20 protein-coding genes and 1 pseudogene are annotated in these 20458 nt (G+C 36.9%); 8 read left to right on the forward strand and 13 right to left on the reverse strand.

The features are described 5' to 3' along the window. The first annotated feature begins 1 nt into the window (after position 1). Positions 2-1000 carry a methionyl-tRNA formyltransferase gene (gene fmt, locus ACFFIT_RS11485; RefSeq protein ID WP_385877817.1) on the forward strand — a complete coding sequence of 333 codons (999 nt, stop codon included), beginning with the start codon at positions 2-4 and terminating at the stop codon, positions 998-1000. Positions 1001-1060: 60 nt separating this feature from the next. Here the strand turns inward: fmt and hldE are convergent, their stop codons facing one another. The 5 genes from hldE to ACFFIT_RS11510 form a co-directional block, all read right to left on the reverse strand. Next, complete coding sequence (hldE, locus tag ACFFIT_RS11490; protein ID WP_385877818.1) at positions 1061-2488, reverse strand: bifunctional D-glycero-beta-D-manno-heptose-7-phosphate kinase/D-glycero-beta-D-manno-heptose 1-phosphate adenylyltransferase HldE; 1428 nt, start codon at positions 2486-2488, stop codon at positions 1061-1063. A 56-nt stretch (positions 2489-2544) separates the two neighbouring features. Continuing rightward, entirely contained in the window at positions 2545-3291 is a 747-nt protein-coding gene (locus ACFFIT_RS11495; RefSeq protein ID WP_385877819.1) for an EI24 domain-containing protein, read from the reverse strand. 114 nt (positions 3292-3405) lie between these two features. Further along, positions 3406-4203 (reverse strand): DUF2884 family protein, encoded by a 798-nt coding sequence (locus tag ACFFIT_RS11500; RefSeq protein WP_385877820.1) that lies wholly within the window; start codon positions 4201-4203, stop codon positions 3406-3408. Positions 4204-4235: 32 nt separating this feature from the next. Then, the gene (gene trmB, locus ACFFIT_RS11505; protein WP_385877821.1) at positions 4236-5000 is read right to left on the reverse strand and encodes a tRNA (guanosine(46)-N7)-methyltransferase TrmB; all 765 of its coding nucleotides are present in this window, start codon (positions 4998-5000) and stop codon (positions 4236-4238) included. A gap of 220 nt (positions 5001-5220) precedes the next feature. After that, on the reverse strand, positions 5221-5394 hold the full coding sequence (locus ACFFIT_RS11510) for a YoaH family protein (RefSeq protein ID WP_385877822.1): 174 nt from the start codon (positions 5392-5394) through the stop codon (positions 5221-5223). Positions 5395-5719: 325 nt separating this feature from the next. Here ACFFIT_RS11510 and hslO point away from each other — a divergent pair, with 325 nt between their 5' ends. From hslO to ACFFIT_RS11540, 6 genes are all read left to right on the forward strand, one after another. Then, the gene (gene hslO / locus ACFFIT_RS11515; RefSeq protein ID WP_385877823.1) at positions 5720-6607 is read left to right on the forward strand and encodes an Hsp33 family molecular chaperone HslO; all 888 of its coding nucleotides are present in this window, start codon (positions 5720-5722) and stop codon (positions 6605-6607) included. Positions 6608-6682: 75 nt separating this feature from the next. Beyond that, the gene (gene polA, locus ACFFIT_RS11520; protein WP_385877824.1) at positions 6683-9487 is read left to right on the forward strand and encodes a DNA polymerase I; all 2805 of its coding nucleotides are present in this window, start codon (positions 6683-6685) and stop codon (positions 9485-9487) included. A 125-nt stretch (positions 9488-9612) separates the two neighbouring features. Next, complete coding sequence (nudF, locus tag ACFFIT_RS11525; RefSeq protein WP_385877825.1) at positions 9613-10245, forward strand: ADP-ribose diphosphatase; 633 nt, start codon at positions 9613-9615, stop codon at positions 10243-10245. A 768-nt stretch (positions 10246-11013) separates the two neighbouring features. Beyond that, a complete protein-coding gene (locus ACFFIT_RS11530; RefSeq protein WP_385877826.1) occupies positions 11014-11223 on the forward strand; it encodes a hypothetical protein in 210 nt (69 codons plus the stop codon). Positions 11224-11235: 12 nt separating this feature from the next. Further along, on the forward strand, positions 11236-11634 hold the full coding sequence (locus tag ACFFIT_RS11535) for a hypothetical protein (RefSeq protein WP_385877827.1): 399 nt from the start codon (positions 11236-11238) through the stop codon (positions 11632-11634). Positions 11635-11899: 265 nt separating this feature from the next. Then, positions 11900-13039 (forward strand): hypothetical protein, encoded by a 1140-nt coding sequence (locus ACFFIT_RS11540; protein ID WP_385877828.1) that lies wholly within the window; start codon positions 11900-11902, stop codon positions 13037-13039. Between the two features lie 37 nt (positions 13040-13076). On the opposite strand, the gene ACFFIT_RS11545 is transcribed toward ACFFIT_RS11540, so the two are convergent. From ACFFIT_RS11545 to ACFFIT_RS11555, 3 genes and pseudogenes are all read right to left on the reverse strand, one after another. Continuing rightward, the gene (locus tag ACFFIT_RS11545; protein ID WP_385877829.1) at positions 13077-13334 is read right to left on the reverse strand and encodes a hypothetical protein; all 258 of its coding nucleotides are present in this window, start codon (positions 13332-13334) and stop codon (positions 13077-13079) included. A 281-nt stretch (positions 13335-13615) separates the two neighbouring features. After that, a pseudogene (locus tag ACFFIT_RS11550) lies at positions 13616-13759 on the reverse strand (transposase); the annotation flags it as partial. Positions 13760-13827: 68 nt separating this feature from the next. Beyond that, complete coding sequence (locus tag ACFFIT_RS11555; RefSeq protein ID WP_385877830.1) at positions 13828-14367, reverse strand: helix-turn-helix domain-containing protein; 540 nt, start codon at positions 14365-14367, stop codon at positions 13828-13830. Between the two features lie 126 nt (positions 14368-14493). Here ACFFIT_RS11555 and ACFFIT_RS11560 point away from each other — a divergent pair, with 126 nt between their 5' ends. Then, positions 14494-15012, forward strand: a complete 519-nt coding sequence (locus tag ACFFIT_RS11560) for a DUF1249 domain-containing protein (RefSeq protein ID WP_385877831.1) — start codon at positions 14494-14496, stop codon at positions 15010-15012. A gap of 7 nt (positions 15013-15019) precedes the next feature. On the opposite strand, the gene ACFFIT_RS11565 is transcribed toward ACFFIT_RS11560, so the two are convergent. The 5 genes from ACFFIT_RS11565 to der all read right to left on the reverse strand — a co-directional run bounded on the left by ACFFIT_RS11565 (position 15020) and on the right by der (position 20390). After that, positions 15020-15979, reverse strand: coding sequence for a divergent polysaccharide deacetylase family protein (locus ACFFIT_RS11565; RefSeq protein WP_385877832.1), 960 nt, complete (start codon positions 15977-15979; stop codon positions 15020-15022). Positions 15980-16034: 55 nt separating this feature from the next. Then, complete coding sequence (locus tag ACFFIT_RS11570; RefSeq protein WP_385877833.1) at positions 16035-16769, reverse strand: NUDIX domain-containing protein; 735 nt, start codon at positions 16767-16769, stop codon at positions 16035-16037. Between the two features lie 109 nt (positions 16770-16878). After that, positions 16879-17799, reverse strand: a complete 921-nt coding sequence (locus tag ACFFIT_RS11575) for a branched-chain amino acid transaminase (RefSeq protein WP_385877834.1) — start codon at positions 17797-17799, stop codon at positions 16879-16881. A gap of 171 nt (positions 17800-17970) precedes the next feature. After that, positions 17971-18738: a class II glutamine amidotransferase gene (locus tag ACFFIT_RS11580; RefSeq protein ID WP_385877835.1), complete on the reverse strand. Its 768-nt coding sequence runs from the start codon at positions 18736-18738 to the stop codon at positions 17971-17973. Positions 18739-18821: 83 nt separating this feature from the next. After that, the gene (gene der, locus ACFFIT_RS11585) at positions 18822-20390 is read right to left on the reverse strand and encodes a ribosome biogenesis GTPase Der (RefSeq protein ID WP_385877836.1); all 1569 of its coding nucleotides are present in this window, start codon (positions 20388-20390) and stop codon (positions 18822-18824) included. Positions 20391-20458 lie beyond the last annotated feature (68 nt).

Here is a 20458-nt window from a genome sequence, read left to right on the forward strand (position 1 = left end):
TATGACTTTGGATAGTCGTTTATTATCAAAGCGCATTATTTTTGCTGGAACGCCTGAGTTTGCAAAATCGCATTTAGCGGCCTTGATTGATGTTGGATTGACTGTGGTTGGTGTTTTTACTCAACCAGACAGACCAGCCGGTAGGGGTAAAAAATTAACTGCAAGCCCTGTTAAGGAACTTGCTTTAGAAACAGGGATTCCTGTTTTTCAGCCCGCTTCATTAAAGGATGAGGAAAGTCAGTCACTGGTCGCTTCGTTGAATGCTGATATTATGATAGTTGTCGCTTATGGGATTATTTTACCCAAAGCTGTTCTTGATATGCCTAAGTTCGGATGCTGGAATGTTCATGGTTCCTTATTACCTCGTTGGAGAGGGGCTGCGCCTATACAAAGGGCAATATGGGCTGGAGATAGCCAAACAGGCATTACCATTATGCAAATGGATGAAGGATTAGATACGGGAGATATGCTATTTAAGGAAAGTTTACCTATTCTAGCGACTGATACCAGTGCTACTTTGTATGACAAACTTGCTGATATTGGACCCAATACACTGTTAGCTGCACTAGAAAAATTAGTTGAAGGTACAATATCTCCAGTAGTTCAAGAAAAATCTCTGATCACCTATGCCAAGAAACTCAGTAAAGAAGAAGCCAAATTGGATTGGCAATTGACAGCGGTGGAATTAGAGCGTTGTATTAGAGCATTTAACCCATGGCCAATGAGTTTTTTTACTATAGAGGATTTAGTTATTAAAGTCTTTGAAGGGCATGTATTTGATGTGGATTCTATTAGTGACTTTAGCTCTTGGCATAAGACAATTGATAATTATCCGCCAGGTACGTTATTGCATGCTGATAAATCAGGGCTCTATTTTCAGACCCAATCCGGTGTTTTGCAAATCACTAAGTTACAACCCGCAGGGAGTAAGCCTATGTCTGTTAGTGATTTTTTAAATGCGAGGAAGTCATTGTTCTCAATTGGGCAACGCTTTAATTAATACTTAGAGAACGAAGGGCTATATGGTTGCCCTTCGTTTTTAGTCCATTAGCAAAGTATATCACTCTCTTTCTTTGGCTTTAGCAATAATTTGAGTGGTTGAAATACCTGGTTCAAAGTGTAAAACTTTGACTTCGCCTCCAGCAGCGATGACTTGTTTACCTCCGGCTATTTCTTCTACTTTATAATCCCCACCTTTGACCAACAAATCAGGTAAAATCTTACTGATAACTCGTTCAGGTGTATCTTCTGCAAAAGGAACCACCCAATCAACAGCTTCTAATGCCGCGAGAACTTGCATACGTTGCTCAAGACGGTTTATCGGTCTAGAAGGACCTTTTAAACGACTGACAGACTCGTCACTATTTACAGCGACAATGAGTCGACTGCCTAATCGTCTTGCTTCAGCTAAATAAGAAACGTGCCCAGAATGTAATATGTCGAAACATCCGTTGGTCATCACAATTTTTTCACCTCGAGAACGAGCGAGTTCAAGAGCTTCAATCAAAGCCTCTTCTTCCATGATACCAAATCCAGTTGAGGCTCTTTTTCTTAACGCATTTTCAAGCTCTATGGCACTGACAGTTGAGGTACCTAATTTGCCTACTACAATACCAGCGCCTATATTTGCCAGTACACAGGATTCTTCCAACGTTTTGCCTGCACCTAGACAGGATGCTAAAAGAGCTATTACCGTATCTCCTGCGCCTGTCACATCATAGACTTCTTGAGCAAGTGTTGGTAGGTTTAGCGCTGGACGTCCTGGTTGTAAGAGTGTCATTCCTTTTTCTGAACGAGTAATAAGCAGTGCGTTAAGTGAACACGCTTCTATTAATTTCAGTCCTTTTTCCAGGATTTCTTCTTCGTTCTGGCAGTGGCCTACCACCGCTTCAAACTCGCTCATATTAGGTGTTAGAAGCGTTGCGCCTTTGTAGCGTGTAAAATCGGTCCCTTTAGGATCGATAACAATCGGTTTATTCAACACTCGAGCTTGAGTAATCATCTCACTAATCTGCTCAAGGGCTCCTTTACCATAATCGGAGAAAACTAATACATCATAGTGTTCTAAACTGCTGATGAGTTTTTCAATTAAGGGCTTAGCATCAATTTGATGAAATCCCTCTTCAAAATCTAATCGCATTAATTGCTGATTTCTAGATAATACACGTAATTTCGTAATGGTGGGATGAGAGTCTATAGAGAGAAAATCGCACTGCACTCTTCTAGCATTCAGTTTTTCTTGCAATACTTGAGCGGCTTCATCAATCCCTGTTAGTCCAATTAACTTTGCATTAGCTCCTAATGACGTGACATTCATGGCTACGTTAGCTGCACCACCTGGACGCTCTTCTTTGTGAGTCACTTTAACAATAGGAACAGGGGCCTCAGGAGAGATTCTACCCGTCTGGCCTGACCAATACCTATCTAGCATAATATCTCCAACGACAAGTATTTTGGCGTTAGGGAAGTGAGGGAGTTGTGTACTCATAAATAACCTATTTAAAAAATTTAAGTGGGTAATGTTAAACATTACTTACTATATTGTTAAGCGCGAGTTTGTCTTTCATGAATTAAAATGGACATGTTGTAATGGCCAAACCATAATATAGAAAAAATGGGTAACACTAATGCAGCAAAGGGTATGTAGTTGAATAGTGCACAAAAAAGGCCCATTTTTTCGTTAGGGTTTACATATTTTTTACGAATAGATTGTATTTCATCCATAGTTGCAAAGTTACATAGTGTATCAAAAGGCAATGAGCGACTAAAAAAGAACCTAGTCCAATAAATTTGCCACACGAATGCTAATGGAGGAAAAAACCAAAGAGGTAAGCCAACTAAAATGGTGATTACTAAAATTGCGGCATAGTATAAAGTGTTTTTTATGTCGGCTTTTAGCGAGACACCTTCCGGAATAATTTCGCTATAATGCTTATTATGTAAATGCTTCATCAACATGTCAGTAACTAATAGTGCACTTAATGTAATGGCAATAATAACCCCGATGAGTGTAACAGTAAGAAAAGTCGCAAGCCAACTGAATGTATTTAAAAAGCCAAATCCTATTACATCAATTAGCCATGTGTTAGAATTTTGTAGCCAAGGCAAAAAAGAGAAACTATAGTCGATTAATTTATCTATACTTCCCCATAAAAAGGACCCGAGTAGAATAAAGGTGATAATAAAAGAGATAAAAGGTATAAAAAAAGCAACCCATACTTTTGGGTGAAGACAAGAAACTAGCGCTTTATTGAAAGCTTGTGAAATAGTAATAACAGATTGTGATGTCATATTGATACTCTTTAGTTAATTTATAGTTAGTTACTTAAAAGTAATAAAAATAACTCAATGGGTTATTCAGCACTAAATAAATGCCACTAAAAGCATGGCACATAATTGATATGATTAAATGATACTTTGATTCACATCTAAGGTTTTTTCATTAATAAAATCAGCTTCTAGATTTCCCCACTCTTCAAAAGCTGTACATGCTTGTTTTAAAAGCTCCTTTGCCTTGATGTTTTCACCTGCAAATGTCGCTTTCAGTTCATCTTGAATTTCTGCTAAGCTCACTTTATTTTCTTTTTTGCCAAAAAGTTGATTGGTTGCAATTTCAGATAGAGTCTCTTGCATGATGGGTTTACTATGTTTTGCAACTAACTCTTGTATTCTACTGTTAATCTCTTTTAAATTAGATAACGAAAGCCTTAAGGCTCCCCCTTCTTCTTTATTGAGAATAAGAGCAAATTCTTCTTGGATAACCGGTTTTAATTCTTTAATCGTATTTCTTAACTTACTTTTTTCACCTAATGTCTTTTCAATGACAGCATCTAGTTTGCCTAAGTTCGAATCGATAAGGTTTTGTGTTGTTGCATAGAATTCAGGGAGCTCGTTTCTTAAGGTTTGTTGATATTTTTTTGCGCTAGATGTCCCTGATTCACTGAGTTGGATTATTTTTCCATTCAATGTGACGGCACCGTCTTTTGCGATTTGCCAAATTTGGTTATTCTCAGATAGAGTGACAAATTGTTCATCTATTTTAATATCTTTTGAGGGATATACTGGACATCCAATTGTTTCAAGGACAACAAACTCTTTAGCTTGGCTATTTAATGAAAAAAGACTGAATGAAAAAGCGAATATAGCTATTTTTACTATTCTTTTTATATTTAGTGATACGTGTTTTTCGACAACTATTTGCATGTCAATTTACCTATGAGTTGATTTAAATTAGATTATTCTAGGTTTTGGAACATTAAATCCCAGACACCATGACCAAGATTAGTTCCCCTTGTTTCAAATTTTGTTATAGGACGACTTTCTGGTCTAGGCACATAATCATTTGAGGTACTTAAATTTTTAAATTTAGGATGCTGATTTAATAAATCCAGTGACCATTCTGCATAGTTTTCCCAATCTGTTGCTTTATGAAAAATTCCACCTATTTTTAGTTTTTCATGAATTAAATCTAAAAAGGCAGTTTGTACAATTCGACGTTTAAAATGTTTAGCTTTATGCCAGGGATCTGGAAAAAATAATTGGATCATGTCCAGTTGATGGGCGGGTATCATGTTTTCAAGTACCTCAATTGCATCATGGCACATGATGCGTAAATTTGAGATGTTTGCCTCATGAGCTAAGTGCAGGCATGCACCTACCCCAGGTAAATGGACTTCAATACCTAAAAAATTTTGTTCTGGATTGTTTTGCGCCATAGTGACAAGTGAATTGCCCATGCCGAAGCCTATCTCTAATGTGATTGGTCCTTTGTTTTTGAAAATTGCATCAAAATCTAAAGGAGTGGCTTGATATTCGAGACCAATGATTGGCCAATATTTTTTCAAAGCATTTTCTTGGCCAGGAGTGAGTCGACCTTGTCTACGTACAAAACTCCTTACTCGTCTTAATACCTTTCCCTCTTCATCTATTTGAAGGCTAATGACACTGTCAGAAAGTTGTTGTATGTCGACTTCATTTAAAGTCGTTTTTTCAGTACTCATGTAGAAAAATCCTTGTTTATTATTTGTACGGAATCAATTCAATCGTATCTATGGTTGTGATAATACATGCGACTAATATACCATTTTCTTAACCTACTTAAAAATAGGAATGAAGATCACTCCCTCATCAGTTGACGGTGAATTAATCAACGCAAAGATAGTCTCTAAGGAGGTTGTTTTAAAAAATATTTACTTAACCTTAGTATTGAATCTTCTGAGATTATTCTTCTTCAAATCCCATGTGAATATATTCACCTTTGTGATTTTGTCTTATTTTATCTGCCACTTGTTTTATGGCTTCTCCTGAGCTGAGCCCTTGAGCTATTAAAGCGATTATCTCTTCAGCAGCTTTATTTTGTTCTTCTACGGTTAAAGCAGGTGTATCAGTTTTCATATTTGTCCTAGGCAAAAGGTGTTAATATTTAAAAAATACTAAAATACGAATACCTAACGAAACGTTATTTTAGCGATGCTTTGTTCATTATTTTTTATGATTCACATTATCTCATAATTAGCACGAAGAAGGGCAAAGAGCCTTTATGCCGTGCTTTCAATGACTCTAAATCCTTTACATCACTTGATACAAATAATCTCTCACAAATAGGGAGTATCATATATAATAGAGAGCATTAAACAGCAATAATATAGTTTAACTTATCCGATTTATTTTTCTCTCTATGAGATTTATATAACAGTACAGCAATATATTAAAGGAATTTATGACACATAATACAACATCAACAGCTAAAAATAACGATTTACTTCATCGTTTTTTATTTGAAGAGCATGCAGCTAGAGGCGAGATGGTTACTGTCACGCAAACTCTTCAGGATATGTTAACACATCATCATTATCCTGAAATAGTTCAATCCTTATTAGGGGAATTACTTGTCGCAACAAGTTTATTAACGGCCACTTTAAAATTTGAAGGCGACATCACTGTACAATTACAAGGTGATGGTTTGATAAATTTACTTGTGATAAATGGTAACGATAAACAGCAAATGCGTGGAACTGCAAAGTATGATGAAGAGATTAAAAACCTCGAGCAATTTGATATGCACTCTTTATTTGGGAGTGGGTATATTGTGATCACGGTCATGCCTAAAGAAGGTGAGCGTTATCAAGGTATCGTTGCATTAGAAGGAGAAAGTATCAGTGCGTGTTTAGAAGCCTATTTCGCCCAATCAGAGCAATTAGATACTAAACTCTATCTTTTCTCTCAATTGCATAACGGCAAAATGCATGCAGCAGGGATGTTTTTACAGGTTATGCCGGGAGAAAAAGATGAAGATGAGCATTTTTTTGAGCATATCTCGCAATTAACTCGTACGATAAAACCTCAAGAACTATTTGATTTATCCATTGAAGAAGTACTGCATCGTTTATATCATGAGGATTCTGTAAGATTGTATACGCCACAAGCGGTGACTTTTTTCTGTCATTGCTCAGAAGAACGTTGCTTATCTGCACTTGCAACCCTTGGTGAGGCAGAAATTCAATCTTTATTAGATGAACAACCGGTTATCTCTTTTAATTGCGATTTTTGTGGTAAAGGATACGAGTTTGATGCGCAAACCATTAAAAGCGCATTCAATCCTATGTAGTAATCAAACCGATTAAGTAAATCAAGTGATAACTTATGAATAAGTTATCCTCTAAAAGTTAAAAAATGAGGTCCCATGTCTACTATCTCTTTATCAGAAAAACCTTTTGTGCTGATTGATGGATCATCCTATTTATATCGTGCATTTTATGCATCCCCTCCACTGACTAACGCCAGTGGACAGCCGACTGGTGCGATGTATGGGGTGTTAAATATGATACGCAGTATGCTAAATGAAGTGAATCCGGACTATTTAGCCGTAGTTTTTGATGCAAAAGGGAAGACATTTAGAGATGAATTGTTTGCAGAGTATAAATCTCACCGTCCGCCGATGCCAGATGATTTAAGATCGCAAATTGAGCCACTCCATAAAATGATTAACTCGTTAGGTTTACCTATGTTAGTGATTGAAGGTGTGGAAGCAGATGATGTGATTGGTACATTAGCCGTTCAAGCATCAAAGGCAGGGCAATCTGTATTAATTAGTACGGGCGATAAAGACATGGCTCAACTGGTCGATGAAAAAATTCATTTAATCAATACCATGACTAATACTTATCTTGATGCACAAGGGGTACAGGATAAATATGGTGTAGGCCCTGAATTAATAATCGATTTTTTGGCATTGATGGGAGACACTTCGGATAATATTCCAGGGGTACCTGGCGTGGGTGAAAAAACAGCCCTTGCTTTACTTCAAGGCTTAGGGAGTATAGAGACGCTTTATGACAATTTAGATAAAATCAGCGAACTCTCATTTAGAGGCGCAAAAACCATGGCTGCTAAATTAGAAGAGCATCGAGAAATGGCATTACTCTCTCAGAGATTAGCAACAATCAAAACGGATGTCAGTTTATCTATAGAGTGGAAAGATTTGACGCTAAGACCTATGAATAAAGACGCACTTCAGACGGATTTTGCCCATTTCGGATTTAAGCGTTGGTTAAAGGAGTTAGACGCTGGTGAATTTGAGCAAAAATTTCTGCAAAAAAAGGGGATGACTGCACAAAACCATTCAGCCCACTCTGATGTGTTATTCGAAGAAACGATTAAAGCAACTGCGCTGTCGAGCGAACTGTATGAAACCTTATTGGATAAAACGCGTTTTGATGCTTGGCTTTTAGAATTAAATGCAGCCAAATATTTTGCGTTCGATACAGAAACTGACTCTTTAGATACCTTGACCGCGAATTTAGTAGGCCTCTCTTTTGCTTTTGAAGCAGGTAAAGGCGTCTATATTCCAATAGGTCATAATTATGTAGGGGCACCTTCTCAGCTTGATAAAAAATACGTACTTAATTCACTAAAGCCCATTTTTGAAAATCCTAACAGTTATAAAATTGGTCAAAATTTAAAGTTTGATTTTGCCATATTAAAACAACATGGCATTATGTTGCAGGGGATCTATTTTGATACGATGTTAAGTTCATATGTGTTAAATAGTGTATCAAGACGCCATGATATGGACAGTTTGTCTGAGAAATATTTAGATCATAAAACGACGACGTTCGAAGACATCGCGGGTAAAGGTAAAGCGCAGATCACTTTCAATCAAGTCCCATTAGATATTGCTGCAAATTATGCAGCTGAAGATGCCGACATCACCTGGCGCTTGTATGAAAAAATGTCTGCTCTTTTAGACTCAGAGCCTGAATTAAAGCAAGTGTTTAATAAGATTGAAGTGCCATTATTAAGTGTCTTAGCAAGAATGGAAAACACAGGGGTATTGATTGATGCAAATATGCTGTTAGTTCAATCAAAAGTATTCAGTGAAGAACTTCAGCAGCTAGAAGAGCAAGCTTATCAGGTCGCGGGCAAAATGTTTAATTTAGCCTCACCTAAGCAGTTGCAAGAAATTTTATTTGACGATTTAAAATTAGAGCCTCAAAAAAAGACGCCTAAAGGTGCGCCATCAACCAATGAAGAAGCTTTAGAAGCTTTAGCAGACAAGCATGAACTACCTAAAATTATTTTAAGACATCGTTCTGTAGCTAAACTTAAAAATACCTATACTGATAAGCTGCCTTTAATGATCCACAGCAAGACCGGGCGAATTCATACGTCCTATCAGCAAGCGGTAGCAGCGACAGGCAGGCTCTCTTCTACCGATCCTAATTTACAAAACATTCCTGTTAGAAATGAAGATGGTAGACGCATTCGCCAAGCGTTTATTGCAAGTCCTGAATGCGTTGTCCTGGCTGCGGATTATTCTCAAATTGAACTACGTATCATGGCACATCTCTCTCAAGATGAAGGCTTGTTAAGGGCATTTTCTAATGGATTAGATATCCATAAAGCCACAGCGGCCGAAATTTTTAATGTGCCAGTCGAAGAAGTTAACAATGATCAAAGACGAAGTGCTAAAGCGATCAATTTTGGCTTAATTTACGGAATGAGCGAATTTGGTTTGGCTAAACAACTTAATATCTCTCGCCAAGATGCTAAGCTATATATGCAAAGATATTTTGAACGCTATCCTGGGGTACTTGATTACATGCAAAGAACGAGGGAGTTTGCCTCTGAGCATGGTTATGTTAAGACACTTGAAGGCCGAAGACTTTACTTGCCCGAAATAAGATCGTCTAATGGCATGCGAAGACAAGCGGCTCAAAGAGAGGCGATAAATGCTCCGATGCAGGGAACAGCCGCAGATATTATTAAATTGGCTATGATTGCTGTAGATAATTGGTTAGCTGAAGATGCGCATTTAGGGATTAAAATGGTGATGCAAGTTCATGATGAGTTGGTTTTCGAAGTGCCTAGAGCGCATTTAGAGCGAGCGACCGATAAAATAAAAATGCTAATGGAAAGTGCTATGACACTGGATGTGCCTTTACAAGTGGATGTTGGGGTCGGTAATAATTGGGATGAAGCACACTAATTATTGATTAATATTGCGTTATTTTATGTGTGATCATCATTGAATGAACACTAAAAATAGCGCTATTTTATTGCTTTGTTTTTATAAATTCAAAGCGCAATATACGAACGAAGAAAGGGCTCTTGATGATGTCAAAATTTCCTAAACCTAGTTTTACTCGAGATGATATTGAAATTATTAAAGAAGAGACGGTTTTTAAAGGTTTCTTCACCATGAAGAAATACCATTTCAAGCATGCGCTCTTTAATGGGGGAGTCAGTCAATTGGTACAACGGGAAATTTTGGAAAGAGGCCATGCGGCAATACTCATACCTTATGATCCTATACTGGATAAAGTTGTTCTTATCGAACAAGTGAGATTTGCTGCTCTAGAAACATCGCAATCACCCTGGCTATTTGAGATGGTTGCAGGGATGGTTGAAGAAGGTGAATCGATTGAAGAAGTTGCTCGTCGTGAAGCCGAAGAAGAAGCTGGCCTTGATGTAGGGCGTGTTTATCCTTCATTAAGCTACCTCGCGAGCCCTGGTGGAATGAATGAGCGCTTAACAATACTGGTTGGTGAAGTTGATAGCACGAAAGCGCAAGGTGTTTATGGCCTATCGCACGAAAATGAAGACATCAAAGTCCATGTTGTTTCAAGGGAGCAGGCTTATGAAATGGTGAATAATGGATTAATTGATAACGCAGGTTCCGTTATCTCTTTGCTCTGGCTTCAATTAAATTATCAGAAAGTGAAAGAAGCTTGGTTGGCTAAGTGATGTTTTAAAAGCAATTTGGTAATGTGTCTCAAGCATTAGTTTAAATATCCCTTTGTAAGTAACAGGATGAGATCGCATTAACTTATTGTTTTTAAAGTAAGAGGAAAATTAACGTACTGTTATTTATGATTAATTCCGTTTTTTGTTGGTTGGTATCTATTTAGTTTTAAAGCGCCCAGAAACACTAAATATGGCTATATTATCAGTAATTACGAAAATGAGTACAAAGGTGGGTACAATTTGATATGAAAAATTTAACATAATTATACTCCAATCAATTGGTTGAGGGGACGCTTTGATGTGTCGAGAGTTTTTACTCCTGCTAAATGTCAACTGTCGCCCACCAATTAAGTCCTGTAAAATCAAAAAACTTAAAGTTTTGATTTATCTCTAAACTTAACATAGGCTAAGCAACAGTAGGCCTCTTAAAATCCAGTTATTTCCCTTTTAATCACTGGATTTTAATAACTCGATTTATTTTTCTTTTAGAATCTATCTAATTTCAATTACTTCCACTTATGCAAGTTCGGGGAGTATTCTTTTTTCATGCAAGTGGTGAGTTATGCTATGAACTTTTTTTATTTTTGCCTTCTCAATATAGATAAACCCTTCTTTTCGCGTCTGCTGTGAACGTTAACTATTAGGAAGTTAACTTGCTGTATTTGAGATGGTGGTAGGCCCACCAGTATCGGCTAGCAAGAGTTGGTACTAAATCGACCCTAACTGCATTGTAGCCCCCAAATATGTGTTGAAGTAAAAAATTATGATTTGAACTTAAATGTCAATGGGTTAGTTAATCAACTTGCAAAGCAAGCAAAGGCGCGACAGCAGCACCTGCCTGGAAACATAAAGCAGCAAGTGTATTTAGATACCAGAGGGCAGAATGTTACTCAAGCACAATTAGAAAGAGTTAAGGATTTAATTGTACAAAAATCAAATGGGATAATTAAACGTGAATATATAGAGTTTATATACTAAGGAGATATTTATATGAGCAATGCAGGTTTTAGTGGTGGTTTTATATTAAGTGAGACGGGAACAATTGAGGAAATGGAGAGTTTTTTTAATGCTCTTTATGCCGCAGTGCCTGACGACTGTGTTTATTTAATTGATGATTTATACTATCGGTATATTAAATTTGAGGACATAAAAAAATTTGAACAACTCATTCAATCATTAAAATTAAAAATCAATCAACGATATGAAAATCATATCAATAAATTACTGGAAGTGACTGCTAACGCTGATTCCAATTACATTAAACGTCAAATGCTTGCACCAGTTAGGACCGTTAATGCAAATATTTTCAAATATGCAATATTGAAAGAAATACCTTTAGAGGAAATTGATAAAATGACTAACAACGATATTCCATATTGGAAACGTTAGTTCATACGTTTCATTTTAATCTTAATTTGAAATCATTGCACAGGTTTTAGTATTGTGTCTTCATGCTAATCAGTGCAATAAAGGGTACCTGTAGCGTGACGTAAATTGAGTCCAATTTACAGCGTATATGTATTATTTTAACTCTCTGACATACTAGCCGTGTCATTGTTTGAATGACTTGCTGGAAAAAGCATTCAAACAATTGACTCTCTAAATTTATCTTAACCTTATCCTAAATTGGTTATAATTGCTTAATAGAGAACACATGAAATTCTTAAAGACGTATATTGATAAAATTCAAAGTAGTTTTAAATCTAGTAAAAATTCTGATGAGATAGTATCTAAAGATGAAAATCTTCTGTCTTTAACCCCTGAAAAACACTATAACCTAGCGCTTTCATTTGCGCAAAACCCTCAAGATTTAAGTCAGTATAAAAAAGCACTTGCACATTATACCCAAGCGGCAGAGCATGGGCATGAATACGCACAATTTAATTTAGCGTTAATTTACTTTTCAAAGGAAGATAAGCACTACGATATAGAAAAAGCCATAAAGTATTTTTTGATGGCTGCAGAGCAAGGTAATGAGAAGGCACAATTTCAATTAGGTGTCATTTATTCCTCAGGAGAAAATTACCCACCTGATTATGCAAAAGCGAGAACGTATTACGAATTATCTATTGAAAAAGAGCATCCAAATGCATTATTTAATTTGGGACTCATGTATTTTAATGGTCATGGTGTCACACTTGATGAGGCAAAAGCCCATGAATATTTTGAACGTGCAGCATTACACAACTTACCAGATGCCCTTTATATGTGCGGCGAAACTTTTTTTCGAGGACGCGTGGTTCCTAGAGACATACCTAAAGCCATTCAGTATTATGAGGCAGCCGCTGAACTTGGTCATGCTGGCGCACAAAATATGTTAGGCGTCATGCATATGCATGGTGAGGGATTTCCAACTAACATGAGAAAAGCTGAAGAGTACCTTGTCGCTTCAGCAGCACAAGGGCATGTGGAATCTATGTTTATCCTTGGTGTTATGTATGAACAGGGCTATTTAGGCAGTAACGATTATTTCAAAGCCAAATATTATTATGAACTTGCTACATGGCAAGGTCATGTTGTCGCGCATTATAACCTTGGGGTTATGTATACTACAGGATTAGGTGTTGAGCAAGATTTTCAAATGGCGTGCCGTTATTATGAGTTTGCTGCAGCGCGTAATCATGCAAAGTCATGTTTTAATTTAGCAATAATTTATGAGTATGGTGATGGCGGGGTTGAGATAGATTTGTTAAAAGCAGAAAAATTATATCAAACAGCTTGTGAAAATGGAAATCAAGATGCTTGCGAAAATTATAAGCGACTTTCGTTAACTAGGCGGAACTTGTCATGGTAGTCATAAGGGGGTAATGTTGACGTATCAATGGATATTTTTATGAGCTAATCAGGTTTAATCTTCTCGGTTTTTTTTTATTTTGAGATGGTGGGATACTGCTATTTAGGCAATTGAAACCGACTGGATTCGATAAATCAACTGTTAATTCAATGAAAGTATTAATGATATCAATTGCAGCTTTGAAATCACCATTATAAGACGACAAAAACTCTCGAGCCGAGCCGACAAATTGATAAGTGTTGATCGCTTTTTCGTCAACATTTTGGTTAAGGTCGAGGTTGTATTCATAGCGCATAGTATACACCACGTTTTTTTTGGCAAAAAAAGTGCCTTTAAATGCGGTTTAGCGAGCTTTAAATTATTTCCTCTCAGAGGTGGGTGTGGAATAACAGATTAAGGGCTTGATGAGCTTTGGAGGATCGTTAAATGTGCAAATATTGAGACTCTAAAATAAGTAATGAAAAACAGAAAAAACACTAAAAACCCCGTCAAAAACATTTACAAATCTAGTTTAAACGAAGATACCTGAATGGTTACCATAAATCTACTTATTGACTGCATCTAATTTCATATGCGCACAGTCCATTTTTTAGAGGCAGCCTTAATGGACAAATAAACCACTTTTTTAACAGAATATTTGTTAGGAAATATTTTAAGCTTTTTAATTGCATGGCAGATAACACTGTTCAGGGATTCAATGACATTAGTTGTATCGATAACCATCACGATTGACTTCCATGGCATTTGGATTTGGTAGCGTAAATTGCATGAGCGACACTTCCTTAAAATCAAAACTGAGCAGGTAGAGTTGAGCTGGTGGCATCATCAATAAAAACTATCAATGTGTATTTATCAGCCCTACCTTCAAACCAATCATGAGGGAAACCATCTATTTGAACGCGCTCACCATGAGAAGGTCTGGGTGAGCAACTCGAATGTGCGCATTTATTATTTTTTGTCTTATCTTTCAGAGTGTTAGTATGGATAATTATCTGTCTTATTGTTTTGCAACTGAGTGTAACCTTATCTTTTTCAGTTAAATATTCATGCACTAATGTCGGTCCAAAGTCTGAATATTTAGACTGAATGCACTCAACAATCTTGGTTTCAATATCAGTAGGAGTTTGTCTAGTAGATGGTTTGCCTCGTCTTTGTGATACAATACCATCAATTCCATTTTCTTTATATTTGATGAAAAGTCTTTTAAGATGCCTATAAATTACTCTAAGTGACTTAGCGGCTGTGACTTCAGTGATTTCTTTTCTGAGATATTTTTCAACAACAAAGTCACTATCTTTTTCTTTTAAAGAATATGCATTTTGCGTCATAAGTTAGTCTAGTCCTTTTGAATTAAGTAAAACTTGCGTGATTAAATTATATTTAGTGACAATCAGAAACTGCACTAGGAAGAACTTTAACAGAATGCTCTAACACAATTTGGTAATACGCACACTATGTTTGAAAAAATAATACGGTATAAACCAAGATTAAGTACGTTTCAACTTTTAGGTGAAAATAATTTCAAACTTCTTTTGCATTTACTCCCTGAGGGTAAAGAAGATTCTGTTATTTATCAAATAGGCCAGCAGAACTTTTGTTTACGTTATGTAGAGCAAACGAACTATACGAGCCTTGTTACTTTAACTTGGGATACTCGGCTAGTAGATCTTAACTATGTGGATAAAGAGGATAAAAATAGCCAATCGATTGTCTTTTCAGATAGTGAAAACCTTTTTTTATCTAAAGGCATGAAGAGTAATTTACTGATCAGATTATATTATGATGCTAAATTAGCAGAAGTTTTAGCCAAAAACAGAAAGCCTTATGAAGGCAAATATTTTTATCCTAATGCGGATTTATTGCAAGTTGATGAAAAAGAGCGGTTAAATCTTTTTTTATATGAATGGTTAAGAGCGTGTATTTTTATGGGGAAAAAAAGCTCAAATACACGACACAATAACTCGGCGCCATAACTCGGCACTATAACGATAATTCAGATAACTTGATGATCTGGATATCGTCTGGTAAGTCATTGAGTCGGCGCTCTAACACATTAATTGTTGTTTGGTAAGGATGGCCTATAGCAATCGCATACCCCTTTTTTCTAGCTAAGTGGATCGCTTTGTCCAGTTGTTTTTCAATGTAGTGCTCATTTTGCTCATTATCTAAAAATACATCTCTTTGAAAGAGTTTACCTGCAAACATCTCCTGCTCTGCGGCGGTATAAACTTGGCTTTTTCCTGTGGTCAAACTGTCTAAAAAAAATAGGGATGTATCATTGAGGGTATGGAATACTTTTTGCATTCCTTCTAAAGACGAGGTCATCGCACTGCCTGTATGGTTATTCATTCCGACGGCAAAAGGAATGCTTTCTATTGCATCGTGGATTATTTCATCAATTTGTCCTTGGGACATCTCTGCAAAAAGTGTATTGTCTTCTACAAATCTTCCTCCTTTTGCTCGCATGGGTTGATGAATAATTATTTCACGGCCTTTTTCATTGGCCAAGATGGCTCTCTCTTTTGCATATGGGCTTTGTGGTAAAATCGCTATGGTCACAGGTAGGTCAATGACCGCAAGATCGCGTTTAGAATAACCGATATCATCAATAACGATGATCAATTTTGCTGACTCATTTGATTGCGTGATTTTCATTTCATCTTGCTTCTGATGTGTTTTTTCATAAAAAGCTGAAATGTTATTGACTGAGATTTCATCAAGAACGGCATTTGAGGATTTAATCGTATTGTCCGCAGCGCTATGTGGAACATTAAGCTGATTGTATGCAAATAATTGTTTACTCGCATAAGAGGGACTTAGCCGCAGTCCTAGAGGGTCTTTTGTATTGGCAAAGGCTATTGAATAAGAGAAAGATAAGTAAAAAAGTATAAGTAAAGAGACTAGGCTGATAGCATAGGGTTTACGTTTGATAGAGAGCATCCTTCTTATTATCCTTTATCAAATAGAGTGAAGTCTATGGGCTATATAAGACAATTTAGAGTACAAATAATTCTCTTTTTTCATTAGGTAATATAGGTTGGCCCAAATCCACTGAAACCACTCCAGTTCTGTTAAGAACTCCTTGAACAATTTTTTTCGAGAACTGAGAAACAAGATCACTTTGAAAGAACTCCTCAATAGGTAACCACTTCGCAAATTCAATTTCTTCAGTGTCTTGCACATTGATGTTATCATTTTTAGGGGTTAAATGGCAGGCTAAATAGATATTAGATTTATTCAGTTGATAAGGTGTTTTACTAGCCACTGCAATGATGCTACTTAAAGAAGTCAGTATACCAGTTTCTTCATAAGTTTCTCTGATCACTCCTTCTTCTATAGACTCATCAAGTTCCATATGACCACCAGGTAATTTATACCAATGGGTTAGATGTTCTTTGATGATTAAAATTTTTGATTGATGTTCATTAAGTACAACGCCGCCTAATCCTATGGTATGAGTTGGTGAAAAGGGAACGTAGACATCTGGTTTGATTTTTAATACTAAGGTAATGGCCTGCTCTTCACAGCTATGAAAAATAAAACCTCTGCTTGTTAACGTATTGATTAATGTTGACTGCTCTCTTTGGAGTGTTATCCAAATAATTCTCTTAGCATTTTGTTTTGCAAAAGAGATCACCGTGTCAATCTCGATAGCAAATTGTGCTTCGCTTTTAGGGAAATCATTATGAAGAGTAATTCCTTGATAAATATCACTATCAAATGTGAGCATATTATTACACCGATCTAAAGAAGCAAAATAGAGACTAAAGAGAATAAGGATAAAAAGAGGGGATTACACGGAGTATTTACTCCGTGTATAAGCAGTATGAAACAGCTATTTAGATTTTATCTAACCAACCCCATTTATCTTCTGTTTTACCATTAAATAATCCAAAGAAAGCAGACTGGATTTTTTCTGTCACAGGGCCACGTTTACCGATACCGACTTGAATACCATCCACAGAGCGAACAGGCGTAATTTCAGCAGCTGTTCCTGTCATGAAGACTTCATCAGCTAAATAGAGCGATTCACGAGAAAGAGTTTGTTCTCTGATTTCAAAACCGAGTGATTTTGCAATTTTGATGATAGCATCGCGGGTGATTCCAGGCAGTGCTGAAGACGTGAATGGAGGGGTAAAAATAATACCATCCTTAATTTGGAATAAGTTTTCACCTGCCCCTTCTGAGATATATCCATTTACATCTAATGCAATACCTTCTTGGTAGCCGTGACGTCTCGCTTCGCTTCCCACCAATAAAGAAGAGAGATAGTTACCACCTGCTTTAGCTGCTGTAGGTATGGTATTAGGTGCTGCACGATTCCATGAGCTGACCATTGCATCAATTCCATTTTCTAGTGCTTCTTCGCCAAGATATGCACCCCAAGGGAATGCAGCGATAATGACATCTGTCGTATATCCAGGAGGTGGATTAACGCCCATTCCTACATCACCTATAAAAGCAAGTGGTCTAATGTAGGCACTTTTAAGATTATTACGACGAAGAGTTTCACGGCATGCTTCCATTAATTCATCAACGGTATATTTGATGGGCATACGATAAATTTTTGCTGAATCGTGAAGGCGCTGCATATGCTCTCTATGACGAAAAACGGCGGGGCCAATGTGAGTGTCATAGCAACGAACACCTTCAAAAACGGAAGTACCATAATGTAGGGCATGTGACATCACATGGACTTTAGCGTCTTGCCAGGCAACCATCTCACCATTGAACCAAATAAAATCTGCTTTTTTTGTCATAGTATTATCCTTATTAAAAAAGAGGTTATTGAAACTAAATTATGATTATTTTTTTAAATCAACCGATTGCTATTTGTCGGTTTTTGTTTACCTTGATAATTATTTATCTATTCCTAAACAGTATTTAATTAGGTACCTTATAGAGCAGTAGGTGACCTGTTATTTTGTATGTTAAAAAATTTTTTCGCCAAAGTGAAATAATATGCTTTGTCCAGGTTCAATTTTTTGCCAATCCTCATTTTTAGTAAGCGGTTGTGTTGCAACTATAGTGACCACATCATTTGGGGTTGTTTCTTTTTTAAAATCTACTTCCAGTTCGTGATCTAATAATACCGCCTTACCAAAAGGTGCTCTTCGGGTAAGATAGTATAGGTTATTAGAACAGCTACAAAACAGATATTCCCCATCAGAAAGTAGAATGTTGAACACACCCTTTTTTCTTACTTCATCAGCATAGCTCGCGACGAACTTAAATACGGCAGGCCAGCTGGCAGGCTTTCTTTTGTATTTAGATTGCAGCACATGCAGCAACCCACAGAATGCATGTTCGCTATCAGTTGTACCAACGGGTGTAAAATGGCCTGTAGGAATTGCTTTAAATCCTTTAAGTTGGCCATTATGAGCATATGTCCAATATTTACCCTGCCATTCTCGAATAAAAGGGTGGGTGTTTTCTAAATTAACTTCACCTGAATTTGCTTGTCTGATGTGTGAAATAATGGTGGTTGATTTAATTGGGTAGGTTTTCACAAAATTTGCGATCGGTGAATTATAGCCGGGGTTTGGATCACGAAAAATACGGCAACCTTTTCCTTCATAAAAAGTTATACCCCAACCGTCACGATGCGGACCAGTCTTCCCCCCTCGTTGTATTAAACCACTAAAGCTAAAACAAATGTCGGTGGGAACATTTGCACTCATCCCTAATAATTCACACATGACAATAAAAATCCTTTGAACTAAATGAAATTAATTGTTAACTTTTTTACGTTACTTAGCAAGCAAAATTATACGATCTCAGTTTATTTTTTTATGTGAGCCATTAATCTTTTCCTTTTACGAATTTGGCTTGCTGTTAATTGATTACGTTTTCCTGCGTAAGGATTTTCGCTTTCTTTAAATTGTATGCGAATTGGCGAACCCATCACTTTTAGAGATTTTCTGAAATAGTTCATTAAATAGCGTTTATAGCTGTCAGGAAGCGCATTGACTTGATTGCCGTGGATCACAACAATAGGCGGGTTATATCCACCCGCATGCGCATATTTCATTTTAACTCGTCTGCCTCTTATCATAGGAGGTTGATGATCTTCAATTGCCATTTGCATGATACGGGTGAGTTTAGCTGTGCTTACGCGTTGGGTTGAGCAATCATACGCTTCGTTGACAAATGTAAATAAATTACCTACGCCACTGCCATGTAATGCAGAGATGAAATGAATTCTTGCAAAATCAACAAAGCCTAATCTAGCTTCTAAGCCTTCTTTAACTTTTTCTCTATCTTCTTGAGACATGCCATCCCATTTATTGATTACTATGACAATAGAGCGACCGCTATTTAAAACAAATCCGAGTAAAGAAAGGTCTTGATCTGAAATCCCTTCTTTGGCATCAATCACTAAAAGCACCACATTGGAATCTTCTATTGCCTGAAGCGTTTTTATCACAGAGAATTTTTCTACGGTTTCGTGGATTTTACCTCGTTTTCTGACCCCTGCCGTATCGATAATCACATAGTCTCTTTCATCCTTCTTTAGAGGAATATAAATACTATCTCTTGTCGTACCGGGCATATCAAAAACAATAACGCGATCTTCTCCTAATAAGCGATTTGTTAGTGTTGATTTACCTACATTAGGCCGTCCTATTATGGCTATTTTAATAGGTAAATCTGTTTGAGGATTAAATGCTACTTCTTCTTCCCCATCCCCTGCGGCAATTTGTTCTTCAAGCTTGGCAATTTCATCATCGCTAAGCGGTTCTTCATCAGTTGTATCTAAGAGACCTTCTGATAATTTTGCTTCTAAAATCTCATCATCGGAAATACCTGTCTCTTCTTCATTAAGTTTTGATTCTTGCGCTAATCGTTGTTGTAATGATTCACTAAAAGGGAGTAGGGCATCTTCGAGTAAGCGAATGACACCACGCCCATGCGCTGCGGCAATTGGGTAAATTTCCCCAAGACCTAATGTATAAAAATCTGACATGGCGACATCAGGATCTAGACCATCGGTTTTATTTACGACCACAAATGTAGGTTTTTTTCGCTCTCTGAGGTGTTGCGTAATAAGGTGATCGGCAGGCATCAGACCTGAACGTCCATCTACCATAAATAAAACAACATCAGCTTCTTCAATCGCAAGAAGTGATTGTTCAGCCATATGTGTTTCAACCCCAACTTCAGTGCCATCGATTCCGCCTGTATCAATCAGAATAAAAGATTGATCGGCATAATTTGCATGACCATATTTTCTGTCTCTAGTCAAACCAGGAAAATCGGCAACCAATGCATCTCGTGTTTTAGTTAATCTATTAAATAATGTTGATTTACCTACATTGGGTCTACCTACTAGTGCGACTACTGGAATCATAATTCTTTTAAACCTACATTGAATGGCACAAATTTTTGCGCATAAAAATAAAAACGGCTGCTTAAAAA

The organism is Thorsellia kenyensis, from assembly GCF_042432445.1.
GTDB classification, from domain to species: Bacteria; Pseudomonadota; Gammaproteobacteria; order Enterobacterales; family Thorselliaceae; genus Thorsellia; species Thorsellia kenyensis.

Excerpts from the sequence above, each read along its gene's own strand:
- fmt (WP_385877817.1), top strand. The coding sequence starts at position 2 with ATGACTTTGGATAGTCGTTTATTATCAAAGCGCATTATTTTTGCTGGA.
- hldE (WP_385877818.1), bottom strand. The coding sequence starts at position 2,488 with ATGAGTACACAACTCCCTCACTTCCCTAACGCCAAAATACTTGTCGTT.
- ACFFIT_RS11495 (WP_385877819.1), bottom strand. The coding sequence starts at position 3,291 with ATGACATCACAATCTGTTATTACTATTTCACAAGCTTTCAATAAAGCG.
- ACFFIT_RS11500 (WP_385877820.1), bottom strand. The coding sequence starts at position 4,203 with ATGCAAATAGTTGTCGAAAAACACGTATCACTAAATATAAAAAGAATA.
- trmB (WP_385877821.1), bottom strand. The coding sequence starts at position 5,000 with ATGAGTACTGAAAAAACGACTTTAAATGAAGTCGACATACAACAACTT.
- ACFFIT_RS11510 (WP_385877822.1), bottom strand. The coding sequence starts at position 5,394 with ATGAAAACTGATACACCTGCTTTAACCGTAGAAGAACAAAATAAAGCT.
- hslO (WP_385877823.1), top strand. The coding sequence starts at position 5,720 with ATGACACATAATACAACATCAACAGCTAAAAATAACGATTTACTTCAT.
- polA (WP_385877824.1), top strand. The coding sequence starts at position 6,683 with ATGTCTACTATCTCTTTATCAGAAAAACCTTTTGTGCTGATTGATGGA.
- nudF (WP_385877825.1), top strand. The coding sequence starts at position 9,613 with ATGATGTCAAAATTTCCTAAACCTAGTTTTACTCGAGATGATATTGAA.
- ACFFIT_RS11535 (WP_385877827.1), top strand. The coding sequence starts at position 11,236 with ATGAGCAATGCAGGTTTTAGTGGTGGTTTTATATTAAGTGAGACGGGA.
- ACFFIT_RS11540 (WP_385877828.1), top strand. The coding sequence starts at position 11,900 with ATGAAATTCTTAAAGACGTATATTGATAAAATTCAAAGTAGTTTTAAA.
- ACFFIT_RS11545 (WP_385877829.1), bottom strand. The coding sequence starts at position 13,334 with ATGCGCTATGAATACAACCTCGACCTTAACCAAAATGTTGACGAAAAA.
- ACFFIT_RS11555 (WP_385877830.1), bottom strand. The coding sequence starts at position 14,367 with ATGACGCAAAATGCATATTCTTTAAAAGAAAAAGATAGTGACTTTGTT.
- ACFFIT_RS11560 (WP_385877831.1), top strand. The coding sequence starts at position 14,494 with ATGTTTGAAAAAATAATACGGTATAAACCAAGATTAAGTACGTTTCAA.
- ACFFIT_RS11565 (WP_385877832.1), bottom strand. The coding sequence starts at position 15,979 with ATGCTCTCTATCAAACGTAAACCCTATGCTATCAGCCTAGTCTCTTTA.
- ACFFIT_RS11570 (WP_385877833.1), bottom strand. The coding sequence starts at position 16,769 with ATGCTCACATTTGATAGTGATATTTATCAAGGAATTACTCTTCATAAT.
- ACFFIT_RS11575 (WP_385877834.1), bottom strand. The coding sequence starts at position 17,799 with ATGACAAAAAAAGCAGATTTTATTTGGTTCAATGGTGAGATGGTTGCC.
- ACFFIT_RS11580 (WP_385877835.1), bottom strand. The coding sequence starts at position 18,738 with ATGTGTGAATTATTAGGGATGAGTGCAAATGTTCCCACCGACATTTGT.
- der (WP_385877836.1), bottom strand. The coding sequence starts at position 20,390 with ATGATTCCAGTAGTCGCACTAGTAGGTAGACCCAATGTAGGTAAATCA.